Source organism: Sphingobacterium sp. SGR-19, assembly GCF_011043555.1.
GTDB lineage: Bacteria > Bacteroidota > Bacteroidia > Sphingobacteriales > Sphingobacteriaceae > Sphingobacterium.
Genome location: NZ_JAAKGS010000001.1, coordinates 615,900 through 631,190, shown reverse-complemented (window position 1 = coordinate 631,190; position 15,291 = coordinate 615,900). Strand labels below are relative to the sequence as shown.

The 15,291-nt window shown below is 43.8% G+C and carries 12 protein-coding genes; 4 read left to right on the top strand and 8 right to left on the bottom strand.

Annotated features, from left to right (window positions below):
* Nucleotides 1-423: 423 nt before the first annotated feature.
* The 4 genes from G5B43_RS02790 to G5B43_RS02775 form a co-directional block, all read right to left on the bottom strand.
* Complete coding sequence (locus G5B43_RS02790; protein ID WP_165293176.1) at nucleotides 424-873, bottom strand: hypothetical protein; 450 nt, start codon at nucleotides 871-873, stop codon at nucleotides 424-426.
* Between the two features lie 363 nt (nucleotides 874-1,236).
* On the bottom strand, nucleotides 1,237-1,917 hold the full coding sequence (locus G5B43_RS02785; protein ID WP_165293175.1) for an Abi family protein: 681 nt from the start codon (nucleotides 1,915-1,917) through the stop codon (nucleotides 1,237-1,239).
* Between the two features lie 187 nt (nucleotides 1,918-2,104).
* A complete protein-coding gene (locus G5B43_RS02780; protein WP_165293174.1) occupies nucleotides 2,105-2,497 on the bottom strand; it encodes a hypothetical protein in 393 nt (130 codons plus the stop codon).
* A gap of 21 nt (nucleotides 2,498-2,518) precedes the next feature.
* Nucleotides 2,519-2,932 carry a helix-turn-helix domain-containing protein gene (locus tag G5B43_RS02775; protein WP_165293173.1) on the bottom strand — a complete coding sequence of 138 codons (414 nt, stop codon included), beginning with the start codon at nucleotides 2,930-2,932 and terminating at the stop codon, nucleotides 2,519-2,521.
* 663 nt (nucleotides 2,933-3,595) lie between these two features.
* On the opposite strand from G5B43_RS02775, the gene G5B43_RS02770 reads away from it, so the two are divergent.
* From G5B43_RS02770 to G5B43_RS02760, 3 genes are read left to right on the top strand one after another with little or no spacing between them, the layout of a single operon-like run.
* The gene (locus tag G5B43_RS02770) at nucleotides 3,596-7,564 is read left to right on the top strand and encodes a SusC/RagA family TonB-linked outer membrane protein (RefSeq protein WP_165293172.1); all 3,969 of its coding nucleotides are present in this window, start codon (nucleotides 3,596-3,598) and stop codon (nucleotides 7,562-7,564) included.
* A gap of 20 nt (nucleotides 7,565-7,584) precedes the next feature.
* Complete coding sequence (locus G5B43_RS02765) at nucleotides 7,585-8,949, top strand: RagB/SusD family nutrient uptake outer membrane protein (protein ID WP_165293171.1); 1,365 nt, start codon at nucleotides 7,585-7,587, stop codon at nucleotides 8,947-8,949.
* Nucleotides 8,950-8,961: 12 nt separating this feature from the next.
* The gene (locus G5B43_RS02760; RefSeq protein WP_165293170.1) at nucleotides 8,962-10,251 is read left to right on the top strand and encodes a TlpA family protein disulfide reductase; all 1,290 of its coding nucleotides are present in this window, start codon (nucleotides 8,962-8,964) and stop codon (nucleotides 10,249-10,251) included.
* Nucleotides 10,252-10,305: 54 nt separating this feature from the next.
* Here the strand turns inward: G5B43_RS02760 and G5B43_RS02755 are convergent, their stop codons facing one another.
* Entirely contained in the window at nucleotides 10,306-10,590 is a 285-nt protein-coding gene (locus G5B43_RS02755) for a hypothetical protein (RefSeq protein ID WP_165293169.1), read from the bottom strand.
* Complete coding sequence (locus G5B43_RS02750; protein WP_165293168.1) at nucleotides 10,583-11,059, bottom strand: MauE/DoxX family redox-associated membrane protein; 477 nt, start codon at nucleotides 11,057-11,059, stop codon at nucleotides 10,583-10,585. The genes G5B43_RS02755 and G5B43_RS02750 overlap by 8 nt, the downstream gene beginning before the upstream one ends.
* Nucleotides 11,060-11,202: 143 nt before the next feature.
* On the opposite strand from G5B43_RS02750, the gene G5B43_RS02745 reads away from it, so the two are divergent.
* Nucleotides 11,203-11,574: a VOC family protein gene (locus G5B43_RS02745; protein WP_240904699.1), complete on the top strand. Its 372-nt coding sequence runs from the start codon at nucleotides 11,203-11,205 to the stop codon at nucleotides 11,572-11,574.
* Here G5B43_RS02745 and G5B43_RS02740 read toward each other — a convergent pair.
* Together G5B43_RS02740 and G5B43_RS02735 are read right to left on the bottom strand one after the other, a co-directional pair.
* A complete protein-coding gene (locus tag G5B43_RS02740) occupies nucleotides 11,569-12,591 on the bottom strand; it encodes a helix-turn-helix transcriptional regulator (protein WP_165293167.1) in 1,023 nt (340 codons plus the stop codon). The genes G5B43_RS02745 and G5B43_RS02740 overlap by 6 nt on opposite strands.
* Before the next feature lie 261 nt (nucleotides 12,592-12,852).
* On the bottom strand, nucleotides 12,853-15,288 hold the full coding sequence (locus tag G5B43_RS02735) for an endo-1,4-beta-xylanase (protein ID WP_165293166.1): 2,436 nt from the start codon (nucleotides 15,286-15,288) through the stop codon (nucleotides 12,853-12,855).
* Between the last annotated feature and the right edge of the window lie 3 nt (nucleotides 15,289-15,291).

Here is a 15,291-nt window from a genome sequence, read left to right as displayed (position 1 = left end):
TATGCAAAATGAACCGCCCGAAAGGATGACCATTATAATCTTACTTCTTCTTATAAACGTTAGTATTCCCTTTTTAGGCTTTATAATAATGTTCTTTAAACGCTTTGCTCCAATAGCCACCAGTCAAAGATTTCTCGAGCAAAAACTGTTGCATCAATTTCGTAATTATAAAAACCATAAATAGCTACTAGATCACTTGCGATGATGTTTTGAATTTTTTCGAGATCCGCACCCTTGTGTAGATTAATATCTTATTGGCCATTGTGTCAAATTCATCCATTGGAGATCCAGGAATTAAGCTCCATGAATTGATAATCTTTCTCAGTATGCCAAGTTGGCTATGATACTGATTGAGTAACTGCTTGTTCTCATAGAACCTATATATAATACACGTCAATTATCTTTTACCATATCCACCACCTTTTAATTAACTAAGTTTCTTACTTCGTTGAGTTCCTCCAACTCAACTTGAGAATAATTTCCCCAATGTCCTGCATTTTTAGAGAATTCATTTTTTCTTAAGTGAGGCATATTTTCGTCACATAACTGCTTGACGATTTCATAAGCACTCGAACAGTTCTCAAATATGAAGTCTGGGATGATGAAGATCCCTTTGTTACCATAGGTTTTTATATCTTCGACGTCACCAATTCGAAAAACATTTTCACCAATTCCCCCGCATTTTAGCAAGTTTAGGTACAGTCCTAAATCTTCAACTTCTTTAAAGAACTCTTCAACAGATTGTATAGGTAAATACGGCTCAATAATACTGCGAGAACCCAAAATAAAGGGCAAAGTAAGGCCATTTGTAAAATATCTATTTTCTTCAAAATGACTGAGTAAGGTATACCAATACGGTTTTGAGTTCATCATGTCTTATTTATGGGTAATATCTATCGTCGAATACCTTTTTCTATAGATGTAGTTTCACATTCTTCGGTTTCATAATTCCAGCGTCCTCCGCAATCTAAACATGCGTCGATCTCAAAAAAGTTAGACTTTCTCAAGTAGACGTATGCTAATAAAGTACTCAGCGCTATCAGCAATATAAGTAAATATTTCTTACCTCTCATGATTAGCTTTTAAATCCGTCATTTCCCTTCATAGTTCGTCTTGTCAACGATAATCTTAATCACTTCCTACTGTATAAATTCGTATTCTTTTTCGTTGGGTGAGGATCGACTTGAACATTCGGGTGCCTTTTCAGTTCGTTTTGTAATGACCTTCCTTTAATTTTCAAATCCTCTTGATCAGCTTTATTTTGCTTGGTACATTGTCGATGTCGGAAAAGAATGGAGTTAACTGCGGATCTAACCACGCTATTAAATCGTATAAAGTTTTGTGTATATCGTCTGCATTCAAACAATCGATATGACTGCCGTTGAAACAAATCGGTTCACAGTGATTTATTCTATTCCTGAACTCTTTTATTTTCTCTAATTTGGTATAGATGCTTGCACGGTTTTCAGACGACGGCTTATGAGGAAAGACATGTATTGGACATCCGTTCAGCAATGAATAGTGATGCCCAAGAAAGAGGGCTGTCCAAAAACCGAATGTTTGATCAGCCAAAAGTTTACCGCTTGTGATGGCAATTTTTCTCCGACGAAGCTTTCGTTCCGTATTAGAGATAGATTCCTTTAAGAAGTATCTGGAATTAGAGAGCGAAGGGTGTGACATAAATCCATTCTTTTGGTTAATTATCCAATCTGCGTCTTTAAAATGTGTAGTTACTGTGTTCTGGATAGAGTTGCGCAATACCACTTCAAACTGTGTAAGTAACGGATGAAAAGCCTGTGCTAGACGTATATTGGCATTATATAGACGCTTTGCTCGAGGTATATCGGATTGTGTTGCTTGAAGATACCTATTGTATCGCGGTCTAGATAAATATTTATGTCTGAGATCAATCTTCATTTTGATAATTGGTTTAATATTTGGTATATTTGTAGCGTAAGACTTGGTAAAGCCTCTTTCAGCAATGAAACGTAACTAAGTAGGAGATTAAAGGGATACCGTTTTGGTGTCCCTTTATTTTTTTATACCTCCATTAACCGCCTAATCTCCTCACGCACGTTCCCTATATCTTTAATTAAACCCAAAGCTATTTTTGCTCTAGTAATTCTGTTATACGATTACTCATGCTGGTAACGTTGTCAATTAATAGCAAAATTGCCTCACTTTGTTTCTCATCAGTAGACTTAAAAGTATGAAAAGTACTATTTATAGGTGAACTGTATACATGTTCGAAATGATTTAGATTTGTGGAAGAAGAAAGTAGGGAAGAAACGTCTGTTTTGAATAAGACAGCAGTATTTTTTACTAACTCGGGTGTGATTTTGCCATTCGCATTTTCAATGGCTACAATTTCATTTTCCTCTACATTTAATCTGACAGCTGCCTCTTTTGTGGATATACCACTTATTTCTCTATGTACCTGAAATTTGATTGCAAATTTTTCTTTATCTATATTCTCAATTAGTTTTTGAATATCCATAATTAAAATAGTAATTAAAACTTATTTATTCTGTTTTTGGAGTTCCTTATCCAGCAGAAGCATGATACTTTTATTCATTCTTACGACATTTTCAATCAATAATAGAATAGCTTCGTTCTGTCGTTCGTTTGTTGATTGATAAGTGTGAAAAGTACTCAGTATTGGTGAGTTATGTATATTGTCGAAATAATTTATATCAGAAGAAGAAAGTAAAAGTAACGGATCGATATCTAATATTTCTGACACTTTCCTAACAAATTCGATTGTAATTTTTGTTTCGCCACGTTCATACTTGGTATAAGCTGCTTCCTTTATGCCAAGCCGTTCAGCTACATCAAAAGCTTTTAGACCCTTGATTTTTCGTTGGATATATATTTTCTGCCCAATTTTTTTATTGTCCAAATCTAGATATGATTTATTCTCTTCAGTTGACATATTTAACAAAGATAACTTTTTTGATTTTCAATTGGTAAATAGTTTTTTACTACTTTTTATGGTGGTAAAACTACTAAAAATAATAGTATTTCACAAATTATCATGGTACTTTTGTTTTTAATAATGTATAACACAGAGTGACTATTACATTTTGATTGGATAGTTTACTTAATTTAGTAAATTCGCAGAATCTTCAATAGAAACAATGAAGCTTCTGCTTCGAGTCTTGTTCTGGAAACTAGCACTTTCAATTGAGCACAAGATGAGAAGTAAGAACTCCCATGTTATAAGCATGGGGTTCCCTTCTTATGTGTGCTCAGGGTGTGCTAGCCCTCCAGAACCATAGGTTGGGACCTCATGCTTATAGCTATAAACCCGCTCCTAAGAGACTCGTTTATAAACAAGCGAGTTATGTATAAAAAACAATTATTTAAAAATATTACTAAACCCGCAAGCTGATTGAGCTTGATAAGTCATTTTGGCTTTCCTAAAGATGCGTCAATGCACACCGATTATTTCGATTATGAAAACCCGTATCGTTCGCATCATTTCTGAAACAATTTTACTAACCGTGTGGCCTAAGCTCTGTTTAGGCACAAAGGAGAAATAGCAAAAAACACTTTATAGTCAAAGCTCTAGGCCACACCCTAAAAACCTTAAAAAATGAAACATTTTTACAAGGGTGGGAGAGGACTGGCCTTTAGCCAACGCGAAGGAGGAGCCTGTTTCCGAAAAGAAAAACCACCAAGATTTTCAAAAATCTTAACCAACCAAGGAGAAAGAGCGTCTGTTGCCTTGCCTTCGGCAACCGTTCGAGAGGTGTTCGACGTTTCTTCGGAATATCCTCGGGATTTGTTCGACACTGGTTCGGGCGCTGTTCGGGAAGTGTTCGACTGCTGTTCGGGTGGCAGCCGAAGAACAACCGAAGCTCACCCGAAGCAATACCGAAGTTGTCCCGAACCAGTCCCGAAGCGGACTCGAAGCGCTCCCGAAGGACACCCGAACAGCACCCGAAGAAACAGGTTGGTTTTTTACCGTTTTTTAGGCACACTTAAAGCGAGGATCAAGTATAGATGCAGTAAGGATGTAGTACCTTTTACGCAACCTTTGCGTAAAATAGCTGAGGTACCGTTAATGTACCGCGAGTGTACTGTTAGTGTACGGGGAGTGTACCGAAAAGGTACTGGAGATCTACTAAGAAGCTACTGGAGATCCACTACTGACCTACTAAACGCATGTACCTCTGGCGTAGATCAGCGGTACAGTAAGAGTAGGAGAGAAGTAGGGGCAGAGGCAATGACGAACAAAGTAACCCTTTGTCTGACAGGGTTACTTTGTTTTTCAAGAAGATTATTTTCTTTAATGGCATTGAAGAACATAAGAATCCTTTGTTTGGGATTCTTATGTTTCATGTTGTTTAATCTATCAGACGCCTGGGCGCAGTCCGCGATTCCGCGGACTGCCGAAGGGCAAAAAACAGTATTGATGGGAGAGGTGCTGTCGAGCGTCGATGGTGAGCCTATCCAAGGGGTTTCTGTCCGTGCTAACGGGGTTTCCGCCAGTACCGATGAAACGGGCAGGTTCCGCATACCGGCGAATAAAAGTACAGGAACCATCGAGGTGAAACACATTGGCTTTCAACTACAATCTATTGACTATGATGAAAAGACTACCTATTTAACTATATCACTCGAGCCACTTGAAAACCAGCTTGAAGAAGTCGAGGTGGTAAGTACAGGATATCAGCAATTACCGAAAGAGCGCGCTACAGGGAGTTTTGTGCAGATTGATAATGAGTTGCTAAACCGCAGGGTAGGGAGCAATGTGCTGGACCGTCTGGCCGATGTAACACCTGGCCTGATCTTCAACAACGGAAAGGGAGCCGCAGCACAGATGCGTATCCGCGGGCAGAACACGATACACTCCGATGCCCGTGTGCTGGTCATTGTAGACAATTTTCCCTATGAAGGCGATATCAATAACATCAATCCAAACGATGTAGAGAGTATCACGGTGCTGAAGGATGCTGCGGCAGCGAGTATCTGGGGTGCGCGGGCAGGTAATGGGGTAATCGTCATTACTACTAAGAAGGCGGGTAACCGAGGCGGTACGCAGATCGAAGCAAATGCAAATACCACCGTAGGGCATACGCCGGACGTGCATTACCAGCCGCTGATGTCCAGTGCGGATTTTATTGAGGTCGAACGGATGCTCTTCGACCGTGGCTTTTACACCAACTACGAGAACTCGGTGTCCAAAATGCCGCTGAATCCTGCGGTCGAACTGTTTATCCAGCAGCGCGAGCACCCAGACCGCTATGACGAATTCGAGCGGGAGATCGAGAAGCTGAAAGGATACGATATCCGTTCGGATTACGAAAAATACTTTTACCGCGCACCGGTCATGCAGCAGTATGCCTTCCGCACGCAGGGCAACAATGGTGGCAACCGTTACCATGCATCTGTCGGTTACGACCGGAACCAGACCGAGGTCGTGGGCGATATCGGAAACCGTTTCAGCGGTATCATCGGGAACACCTGGTCTTTACTGGATAACAGACTGGAACTTTCCGGTCAGGCTTCCCTTACTTCCCAACGGAATCAGACCAACGGGATGACCGAGATTACCTATATGGGATACCGGAATATTCCCACATCGACCATATTTCCTTACGCAAGGCTCGCCGATGAACAGGGAAACCCGTTGCCGGTAACAAAAGACTACCGGCTGGGTTACCTGGAATCGGTCGGGGGCGACGGACTGCTCGACTGGTCTTACGTGCCGCTCCTTGACAGGGACAACAACGACAGGACGAGCAGAGGAAACGACCTGCGTATGGACGCCGGAATTCGGTATAAATTAATGGCGGGAATCAATATACATGCCCAATACCAATATTGGACGGGCAACACCCACAACAGGCAACTGTATAACATGGACAGCTACTATGCCCGTAATGAGATAAATCGGCTGACACAACGGGACGCGACCACCGGCGCACTTTCCTATCCGATACCGATGGGCGGCATACTGGATCTGGACAACGTCCGTTCGAAGGCGCACAACCTCCGTCTACAAGCCGATTTTAATTATAATTTTAATGCTGTGCACGAGCTTAACGGTATCCTTGGTTACGAAATCCGCGACCAGCAGACGGATACCGATAGGAGACGTTCCTATGGGTATGATGACCGGGTGGGGGTGAGCCAGTCGGTAAATTATAAGGATTACTATACTGCCTATTTCAATCCATACAGTGCTTACAATCTCATACCCTTTATGGATAATGAAACGGGGACGGTTGACCGCTTCCGTTCGGTGTTCAGTAACGTCTCCTATGTGTACGACCACCGATATACCTTTACCGGAAGTCTACGTTTCGACGAGAGCAATCTGTTCGGAGTGAATACCAACCAAAAGCGTGTTCCGTTATATTCTCTTGGTGTCGGGTGGAACTTGACAAACGCAAGTTTTTTTCGCTCCGAAACTGTGGACCGTTTACACGTACGTGCCACTTATGGTCGGACTGGAAATATCAATAGGAATTTGACGGCCTATACGACAGCGTACTACAATACGCGGCACGCATTGACGCAGTTACCATTTGCCAACATAGTAACTCCGCGAAACCCGGACCTGCGTTGGGAAAAGATAACAACTTATAATCTGGGCGTCGATTTCTCCCTATGGAAAGGACGGTTATCCGGATCGGTAGAATATTACAACAAAGATGGGGATGATGTTATCGGCACGATACCTTCACCAGGAACAGCCGGCATTAAAACGATCACGGGTAACTTTGCGCGAACAAATGCCAAAGGCGTCGAATTGGTAGTGAATACCGTACCTGTCGATGGAAAATTCCGGTGGAGCAATCAGTTGCTGGTCAATACGGTGAAGGATAAAGTGGTTGCCTACAGGGCGAACCCAGTTCCTGCTACACGTATTCTTGCGGAAACCGATGGCATGACGATCAATCCGATCGAAGGCCGGCCGCTTTGGGCACTGTATAGCCTGCCTTGGGGAGGACTGGACCCGGAGAACGGAGATCCAATTGGTTTTCTAAATGGAGAAGCTTCAAAAGACTACCCACAGATATTGCAGTCTGCAACAACGGAGAGTTTAACGTATCATGGTCCTGCCCGCCCCGTGTGGTACGGCGCATTTCGGAACACGTTGGACTGGAACGGACTGTCTGCCTCCGCGAACATTACTTTCCGAGGTGGCTATTATTACCGAAGGAATTCAGTCAACTACGCAGCCAGTTTGTTCCGAGGAGAAGTCGGACACGGCGATTACGCCGACCGCTGGCAGCAGCCCGGCGATCAAGGGCATACGCAGATACCCTCCATGCCGTCCGAAGCAGTAGCAAGCCGGGAAACTTATTATGGTTATGCCGATGTCAATATTGAGAGAGCGGATCACGTGCGGTTGCAGGATGTTCGTCTATCATACAGCTTTCCTTTGGACAAATGGAAGCGGAGCGGAATCGACCGTTTGAGTATATATGGCTATGTCAATAATGTCGGTCTGCTCTGGAAGAAATCGGATGCTGTGTACGATCCGGATTTTACCAATGTCGATTATCTACCGATCCGGACGTTCAGTCTTGGAATTAACGTTATCCTTTAATCAAAAATAGAAATAAAGTAATGACAAAGATATATAGAAGATATTTTATGGTGCTATTGGCATTGGCTGTCCTGGGGGCGTGTTCTCGGGAGTTTCTCGAGGTCAAGCCCCGGAAGGCCCAAGTGATAGTCGAAACGTTGCAGGATGTCGAATCCCTGTTGGATAATGCAAGCGTATTGAACCGTACGGATTATTACCGCATGGTCTCGGATGGTGACTTTTATTATACCGATTCAAAAATCCTTTCGCTTCCCGAAGTGCAGCGGAATTTATACCTATGGAATGCCGAAATTGATCCCACCGGACTAAACAGTTCTCCCTGGGACTTGCCCTATCAGCAGATTATGTATGCCAATATTGCACTGGAGACGCTTGGTGTAATGGTCGATTATGGAGGCAATCGGAATGTCTGGGAGGAATTGTATGGGCGGGCTTTATACTTCAGAGCCTGGGCGCATTATAATCTGTTGCAGGATTTTGCGGAAGGTTATGATCCATCTGCGACCGAGCAACTGGGTGTGCCGATTATTACCGACAGTGCTTTTCCCAGAGATACTCGACGGGAAACGTTGCATGAAGGTTATCGCTTTATTATCGACGAACTCACAGAGGCCATGAATCTTCTACCACAGCAGGCACAGGTGAAGACGCACCCTTCGGTGCAGGCAGCTTACGCTCTGATGGCGCGTGTGTTTCTCAACATAGGTGATTTCGATAATGCCCTGTTGTTTGCGGACCGGGCCTTGGAAATCAGCGGAACGCTCTTAGATTTCAATACACTCTCATCAACAGGCGCTTTGCCTTTTTCCCAGTTTAATTTTTCGACGCATCCAGAGGTCATATTCTTCACAAGCAGCAATGTTCCATTGGTCGGTGTTGCGGGTATTCAAGGGGCGGATGAACTGTATAACAGTTACCTCGATGACGATCTCCGCAAACATACTTTTTTTAACGAGGGGAAATTGTATACGGGTACATATTCCGGTGCTTCGTCCTATCATTTTACCGGACTGGCAACAGATGAGCTTTATCTGATCAAGTCAGAGAGCCTTGTTCGTAATGACCGGTTGGAGGAAGGAATAAAAACAATGGAAGGGTTGCTGATGAACCGCTATGTAGATAATGTATCAACTGCCGATGTACCACAAAACCAAAGCGAATTGCTTCAATGGGTACTGGGTGAAAGGCAGAAAGAGCTGGTGGGACGTGGAACGCGCTGGACAGATCTGAAACGGTTGAATGGAGGTAGCGATACGCATATCGAGCTGTCGAGGACATATAATGGAGAAGAGTTCCATCTCCCGCCTAACAGTAGCCGGTACGTTTTCGCGATACCGCAGGATGAGGTTGAGATTTCGGGGCTGGAACAAAATATTAGAGAATAGAAAGATAATAATATGAAATATTTTATGATAATAGGTATGCTGTTTGCTTGCCTTACGCTTAGGGCACAGGCAATCCCTTCCATTATGTTAAACGATCTTCATGATCGTTCAGAGTCGAGTGTTGATCTCCGAGCGTTGAGTGAGAAAAAACTTGTTCTATTAGATTTTTGGGCTACATGGTGTGGAGCCTGTTTGGCTGCGATGCCGAAAGTAGATAGTATCGCGCAGGAAAATCTCGATCAAGTAGAGGTGATCACGATAACTTCAGAGAATAAGGAGACGGTGCTGGAATTTCTGGAGAAACGCAAAAGTAGAGGAATGTATGTGCATACTTCTCCAAAATTATTCGGCGATACGCTTCTTTCCAGACTTTTTCCGCACCGCGTTATTCCACACTACGTATGGCTTAAAGAGGGGAGAGTTATCGCAGTGACGGAGGAGGTAACAAGGGAAGCTGTGCAGTTGGCCCTGACAGAGGGAAGAACGAATCTCAGGAATAAAATAGATAAAAAAATAGAATCGTTTGACCGGCATAATGAAACACTTTTGGGATTTTTGCAAAAGAATGCCGATCTAAATCTTATCGACATTCAAAATTACTCCTTGGCCACTGGTTACATCGAACGAATTGGGACTTCCAGTGGTTACAGTTTAAACCACATAGATAATATTGACAAAACTAAATTCACGGGAACGAACATGGCGCTGGAGAATTTGTACCGGGTCGCCTTTGGTAAAATGAAAAGGTTCATTAACGACAGTGCGATAGAGGTGAGGTCGAGGTCGAGTTACTTCGCCACTGCAGGTTTGAAGGGAATGCGTTTTTTGGATTGGCTCGTGGATCATGGTGTAAGTTATGAAGCCGTCGTTTCTTCGAAAGAAGATCTTTTTGAAAAAATGATATCCGATCTTCGCGTCGCCTTTCCGATGTTCCATGCGCACACCGTCGAAACAACGGACACCTGTTTGGTATTGACTGAATTTGATCCGAATCCCCGTAAGCTATGGAAAGTGGTTGGCGAAGAGGAGGGACGCTACCGGACCGATATGGATGGTATCGTAATCGATAACGGAACAATATCAGGATTAATGACAGCACTTGAATCTACTGTGTTTTATGGAGCAAAGCAGCCCCTCGTTGATAAAACTGGATACACAGGTAAGATCAGTGTACATCTATTGGGATCGATACGTTCGCTAGATGAGATAAACGCTGCATTGAAACCTTATGGTCTGCGATTGGAAAAAAAAATGGCGATTTATGATAAACTGATCATAGAAGATCGGGATAGAAGTCGTTAACGAAAAAATCCCCATTTGGATAAAAATGGGGATTTGATAATTTAAGTGCCGTTACTAGTTTAACGGAAGATCGCCTGATTCGGTGACGATAAAATTACCCTGACTGTCTTGGACGGCTTTACAAGGGCGCGTACTTAGGGTACACTCACTCTCGCCCGGACTCCCTGGTGTGATTGGCTGCCAATTGGCAGGGATATTGGGATCCATTTCAGCGTTGTAATGCGTAGCGGTTTGAACATTTTTTGAACCGGCGTAACCAGCGCCGGCGGAGAACATAATAGCAGCTGCTGCCATTATTCCCCAAAAAGTGGAATTGTTTTTCATGACTTTGTTAATCATGTTGTTCATAAAAAAGTTTATGTTGTCTACTCTGGTAGCGGTTTTCGGCTTCCCCGCGTATTTGTTTGTTATATAATATCAAGCCGGTAACGGCGACACCAAGCATGATGATGTTGAACCCTAAATGAAAAACATAGCCCAGCGTCGGAAATATCCCCGCACATGCGCAGGTCTGCCCCGGGAATAAATCAGCAAATGCGGTGATTATAAATGCGATGAATGAAGCGAGTAGACCGATAGATAGCCATAGCCCCACTTTTGTGCGATAAAACAGAAAAACCACGGTGATTAAAGCCAGGATCGGTATAAGATAGGCCAGGATATCGCCGACATAGGCTGGAAAAAACTGCTTGTGCATCGAATCTAAATTTCGCTCCATGTTTCCCAGTTTCATCGAGGCGGTATATCCCCAGAGGGCAATCAGTAATATTCTGCTGATGTTGATGACAATTTCTGTTATATTTCTCACATTTGTTTTCATGTTTACTTCTATCGATTCGTGATACTTAGAAAGCAAAACTAATACAGAATGTAGTGCAGGTGTTTGTCCGTTTTTGATATCTTGAATTATCCATTTTTGATTTGTAAATTGCGGAGACCTATTGAAGGAGCATGCTAAAACAATCGGGTACAATGGAGGTAAAAAGAATAGTCGCGAATATAAACACGCAACAAATTGATGCTGCACAACATTTTTACGGTGAGCTGTTAGGTTTGGATATCTTGATGGATCACGGTTGGATAACGAGTTATGGAAATACGGAAACCATGCGTGTGCAGATAGCTTTTGCAACCGAAGGTGGATCTGGAACTGCCGTACCCGACCTATCCATCGAAGTGGATGATGTCGAGGAAGCGTATGCGCGAATGAAAGAACATGGATGCGAAATCGCATACGGTCCGGTCGATGAGCCCTGGGGCGTGCGTCGGTTTTATGTACGGGATCCATTTGGAAAGTTGGTCAACATCCTGATGCATTTATAGCGAAACACGATGGTGTAAGCGATATAGCTCATCTTTGTATGCACCCGGCGTTTGCCCCGTGTGCTTTTTAAAGAACCGGCTGAATGACGCGACGCTGGAAAACTGGCAACGCTCGGCAACATCGCCCAATTGCTGATCGTGTAGAAGTTCTTTTGTGCAACGCGCAAGAAGAAAACGATCTTTATAGCTTCTGGGAGAAGGAAGCTTCTCGTCTTTAAATACACGACATAGATGTGCTGCGGTCACACCCAGATCGTCGGCGACGTGCTGGATACTGAAGGCCTGCCCGTGGGTATGCACATAGGCTTTAACCAGCTCAATGGCATTATCGGCCAGATGTTGTATTGGGTTGATCTGTTCGTATTCCTCGTAGACCTTTCGTCTGGAAAGCTGTACCAGCCGGCTCAGTTCATCAAAAATGAAAGTCTCGTTATTGAAATCGCCTTTCGTTAAATTTTTACAGAGATGGGTAATATGTAGCCGGGTTTTCGGCCCAATGAGAAAATCGATGCTGTGGATCAGGCTTTTCACGTTATTGCGATAGCCATCGATCACCTCATGTAAAAAACGAAAGCTGCGCTCATTGCCATCGCGAAAGATGCCGCCATCGAAGTAAAACCCAAAGATTTGATGTTGTCCACGAGAAAGTTCAACCTGATAATTACCGGGAGGCACATAAAGATAACGGGCACGGCTGGGAGCAAGGGTGCAAACAAGATCGGCCCCAGCATCCCGGATCAGAATGTCGTCGTTTCCCTCGACGACATAGACCACATACAAATCCCCGATATCGACACGGACAGGAATAGTGACAGCCTGCTCGAGCCATAGATCATAACCAAAGAGATAACCATGTTTGCCATCAAATTCTTGTGCAATGGCCCAATTTTCTTCTTTGGCATAGTACTGCGTGTCTGCGTGTCGGATGTTGAGCGAAGGTTTTGGCTGCCCGGACGCTTGATCGGTAATCGCTTGGCCAAAGTGCGATCGAAAGTTAATATGTAGGCTTTTTTCCATAACAGGTATTTTTTCGATTGTTAGTCCCTCAAGCTTACAAAAAATCATCTTTTCATGCCAAGTTCAAGCGAACAAAACACGGATATGGCATAAACGACGCGTATATGGCGTAAACGACACCAAATTGTAACGGTCAAGTAGCGATAAAAACTTGGTAATATAGCTAATCCCGGGGGGTGGGATAACTGGGTCGAATAGGAGTGGAATAAATCCCCGACACAGAATGGTGTCGGGGATATTTGACTTAGGGGAGGAGATTATCTATTGCCCCATCCATTCTTCCATAAGCTCAGCATTGTAAAATTCGATATTATCGATGTAGACTATGTCATTTTCTCTAGTACCGGATCCATCATTTAAGCGTAGGTTCATGGATGTGAGCGCATCCATCTGGTTTGATGTCAAAGCAATATCTACGTAAGACCAAACGCCTAACGCCGGCTGCGGCGCAATATTAAGTATAGGGTCTAGTCCATTATATTTCCACGCAACGGATCTTCCGGAAGCTACCGGATTGTAATACATAAAGCGCACCCGATCGAAATTCTTACCCCAAACCTCACCAGATATGTCTACCGTTGGATTGCTGGCCCGTTTAATGTAAACGTTTAATTGCTGGCTTGCAAAGCTCTTTGTGACCTTCAGCACTTTATTACTCGTATTTAAACCCGATTTCAGCGGGTTGTCCACCACGTCTACAACGGCGGCATCGTTTCCACCTCTAAATTTGATATCCTTGACCCCGCTTTCGAAATTATCTAGGATAAAGGTGTGTGGCTTCACTTTTCCTATAACATCATCGGTATTCCGGATATCCAATCTGATATTAGCGCCTTCACTTCGTATAATACCAATAAGGTTGTCTACCTGTTCGGGATAATCAGTTCCTGCAAAGGTTGCGTGTATCTTGATCATGGATTTAACGGAACCGCTGACGTCGGTATATGCCAACATGCCGCTATACTTACCACTTCCTCCCGAAAAACTGCCGCTACCTAACTTCACGAGTGTACCCGTCCAATCTTTTTTGTAGGCGAGTATCTGATCGACAGTCGTTTCATTCGGTATAATGGTTTTATCTCCTAACTTTTGAATATGGTCTGTCGGAATATCTTTTATCGTAAACTCATCATAAACCTTTGCTAGCGTGCGTTGTGATACAATCACCTCTACTTCATCTCCCACATTCCAATCGGCTTCTTCCGTGGTTTCTATAAAAAGCCCCCCTTTGTTGTTGTCTTCTTGCAATACCACAGTTTTAGCATCGATATTTCTACTTTTAGTATCCGAGATGACAACGCCTTTGATTTTAATATCATCAGGTAAGATAATAGATTCTTGTGATGACAAGTTGGCTTTCAATTGTTCAAATGTAATTAGACTGGGCGTCCGCTTTACATTGACCGGTAGCTGGGCACTGCTTCCGTCTTCTCCGGTGATGGTAATGTTCGTTGTCCCTTCTGTTACACCGGTTATGATAAGTTTAGTACCTTTAACAACGGCCGTAGCAGTAGCGGGATTGGAATTCTTGCTTATAACATAGGGGGACATACCTCCTGAAATAGCGATTTCTACTTGGGCATTCGCAAATAAGTTCGCCGATGTTTGGTGAAGTGATACGGGTACCATTGGATCGCCTTTTCGGTAAATTCCTTGTAAAATCCCCCGATAAGCCGATTTCCGTTGATAGTTGCTATCGAAAACCAATGGCCAATCGGGATTATCTCTCATGAAGGAGTTGTCGTCAGACACTCCCCAAAATGTAATGCCGAACTGTTGCTCTTCCGGCAGATCTAACATAGCCTGGGCTACGGCGCGATAACTCTCCTGTTGCCGGGCGGCTAATGCCTCTGTATACGTTGCGTTAGGATTTTGATCTGGGTTTACAGCAACATCGAGCTCCGACACATGTACCATAAGTTTGGTTGTAGCCGCGGCCATGATGGCATACCGAAGATCGTCGATCGACCGGTTGGTGTTGGTGTGCATTTGCAATCCGATGCCGTGGATAGGAACGCCGGCATTCACCAAGCTGTCTGCCAATTGTTTAGTTGCTAACCGACGGTTGTGGCTGTATTCATGTCCATAATCATTATAGAAAAGGAGTGCATTAGGATCAGCCTCGTGCGCAAATTTGAAAGCCAAACCGATATACTCCAAGCCAATGTTGGTCAGCCAAACTGACGGGCGTAGGGTGCCATCATCCAGGATTATTTCATTAAGGACGTCCCAGGAGGCAATTTTCCCTCGATAGCGACCTACCACCGCTTGAATATATTCGCGCATAATCGCTATCCACTCTTCCTTTGTTCCCGAAAATCCGCTTACCCAATCGGGGGTATGACGGTACCATAGTAGCGTGTGGCCATGTACCCGGAGATTGTTTTGTGCGGCAAAATCAACCAAATAGTCGGCATCCTCCCAGAAGTATTCCCCACGGCCGGTGCTGATGAAATTCATCTTCATCGCATTTTCGGCTGTGATGCTGCTCATTTCCTGGATGACCGTTTGGCGGTATGCTTCACTATTGCGTAGCGGTCCCATCGAAATGGCTGCGCCTATGGGATATGGAGCCTCACGCAGCGTTTCGATAGCTGCTTCGGGATAGCCTTGGATGCGGTTGTCTGATTCAAATTTTTCGCCTTTGCATGTGGTAAAGGCGATTAAAATGGATATTAAATTTAGTATCGTTTTCATCGT

Bases quoted from the DNA above. Each gene is read 5' to 3' on its own strand.
- G5B43_RS02790 (WP_165293176.1), bottom strand. From the start codon at position 873: ATGATGAACTCAAAACCGTATTGGTATACCTTACTCAGTCATTTTGAA.
- G5B43_RS02785 (WP_165293175.1), bottom strand. From the start codon at position 1,917: ATGAAGATTGATCTCAGACATAAATATTTATCTAGACCGCGATACAAT.
- G5B43_RS02780 (WP_165293174.1), bottom strand. From the start codon at position 2,497: ATGGATATTCAAAAACTAATTGAGAATATAGATAAAGAAAAATTTGCA.
- G5B43_RS02775 (WP_165293173.1), bottom strand. From the start codon at position 2,932: ATGTCAACTGAAGAGAATAAATCATATCTAGATTTGGACAATAAAAAA.
- G5B43_RS02770 (WP_165293172.1), top strand. From the start codon at position 3,596: ATGAAACATTTTTACAAGGGTGGGAGAGGACTGGCCTTTAGCCAACGC.
- G5B43_RS02765 (WP_165293171.1), top strand. From the start codon at position 7,585: ATGACAAAGATATATAGAAGATATTTTATGGTGCTATTGGCATTGGCT.
- G5B43_RS02760 (WP_165293170.1), top strand. From the start codon at position 8,962: ATGAAATATTTTATGATAATAGGTATGCTGTTTGCTTGCCTTACGCTT.
- G5B43_RS02755 (WP_165293169.1), bottom strand. From the start codon at position 10,590: ATGATTAACAAAGTCATGAAAAACAATTCCACTTTTTGGGGAATAATG.
- G5B43_RS02745 (WP_240904699.1), top strand. From the start codon at position 11,203: ATGCTAAAACAATCGGGTACAATGGAGGTAAAAAGAATAGTCGCGAAT.
- G5B43_RS02740 (WP_165293167.1), bottom strand. From the start codon at position 12,591: ATGGAAAAAAGCCTACATATTAACTTTCGATCGCACTTTGGCCAAGCG.
- G5B43_RS02735 (WP_165293166.1), bottom strand. From the start codon at position 15,288: ATGAAAACGATACTAAATTTAATATCCATTTTAATCGCCTTTACCACA.